Annotated in this window: 2 protein-coding genes; both read left to right on the forward strand. The window is 66.0% G+C overall.

Annotated features, from left to right (window positions below; translation table 11 throughout):
- Window positions 1–1236, forward strand: a 1236-nt coding sequence (locus WU80_RS24670) for a glucose-6-phosphate dehydrogenase (protein WP_055405898.1), incomplete at its 5' end; no start/stop codon positions are given.
- Between the two features lie 15 nt (window positions 1237–1251).
- On the forward strand, window positions 1252–1619 hold a 368-nt coding region (locus WU80_RS24675; RefSeq protein WP_197286019.1), incomplete at its 3' end, for an NAD(P)-binding domain-containing protein.

The raw sequence follows: 1619 nt of genomic DNA on the forward strand, positions 1-1619 counted from the left end.
GATGTGTATAAGAGACAGATCAAGGCCTCCGGTGAGAAGTTCGACGACGCGGTGTTCGACCGTCTGGCCGGCCGGCTCTCCTACCTGCACGGCGACGTCACCGACGAACAGCTCTACGGCCAGCTCGCCCAGAAGATCGGCAAGGACTGCCGCCCGCTGTACTACCTGGAAATGCCGCCGTCCTTGTTCGCGCCGATCGTCGAAAACCTGGCCAAGGCCGACCTGCTGGAGTGCGCGCGCGTCGCGGTGGAAAAGCCGTTCGGCCACGACCTGGCCTCCGCGCGGGACCTGAACGCCCGGCTGCGCGCGGTGCTCGACGAGGACCAGATCCTGCGCGTCGACCACTTCCTGGGCAAGCAACCCGTCGAGGAACTGCAGTACCTGCGCTTCGCGAACAACGCCCTGGCCAAGGTGTGGGACCGCGACAGCATTTCCGAAATCCACATCACCATGGCCGAGGACTTCGGCATCGAGGACCGCGGCAAGTTCTACGACGCGGTGGGCGCCCTGCGTGACGTGGTGCAGAACCATTTGCTGCAGGTGCTCGCGCTGGTCGCGATGGAACCCCCGGTCGGTCCCAGCGCCGACGACCTGAACGACAAGAAGGCCGAGGTGTTCCGGGCGATGCCCGCGCTGGATCCCGAGCGTTGCGTGCGTGGCCAGTACCGCGGCTACACCGACGTCGACGGCGTGGCCAAGGATTCGCAGACCGAGACCTATATCGCGCTGCGCACCGAGATCGACAACTGGCGCTGGGCCGGCGTGCCGATCTTCCTGCGTGCGGGAAAGGCGCTGCCGGAGAAGGTCACCGAGGTGCGGATGTTCCTCCACCACGTTCCGGGGTTCTCGTTCCTGCCGAACCGCCGGCCGCCCGAGCCCAACCAGATCGTGCTGCGCATCGATCCCGATCCGGGCATGCGTCTGCAGTTGTCCGCCCAGGTCGGCGACGGCTGGCACGACGTGCACCTGGACTCCTCGTTCGCCGAGGATCTCGGGGAAGCCGTGCGCCCCTACGAACGACTCCTGTACGCCGCGCTCACCGGGGATCGGCAGCTGTTCGCCCGGGAAGACGCGATCGAGGAGACCTGGCGGATCGTGCAGCCGGTGCTGGACAAGCCGGGCCGGATCCACCACTACAACCAGGGCACCTGGGGACCCGAGGCCGCGCAGTCGTTGCTGCACGGCCACCGCAGCTGGCAGGAGCCGTGGCTGCCGAAGCAGACGTCGTCACAGTAAGGAGATCGAGAAGAGATGCAGCTCGGGATGATCGGCCTCGGCCGGATGGGAGCGAACATCGTCCGCCGGGTCGCCAAGGACGGACACGAATGCGTGGTCTACGACCACAACCCCGACGCAGTCAAGGCGATGTCGGGGGAGGAGCGAACCACCGGGGTGTCGTCGCTGCAGGAGTTCGCCGAGAAGCTGACCGCGCCACGGGTCGTCTGGGTGATGGTGCCGGCGGGGACCATCACGACGGGGGTCATCGACGAGTTGGCCACCACGCTGGAGGCCGACGACATCGTGATCGACGGTGGCAACTCGTACTACCGCGACGACATCACCCACGCGAAGACGCTGTCGGACAAGGGAATTCATCTACCTGTCTCTTATACACATCT

It is taken from the genome of Mycobacterium sp. UM_11, assembly GCF_001414075.1.
In the GTDB taxonomy this organism is placed as follows: Bacteria; Actinomycetota; Actinomycetes; order Mycobacteriales; family Mycobacteriaceae; genus Mycobacterium.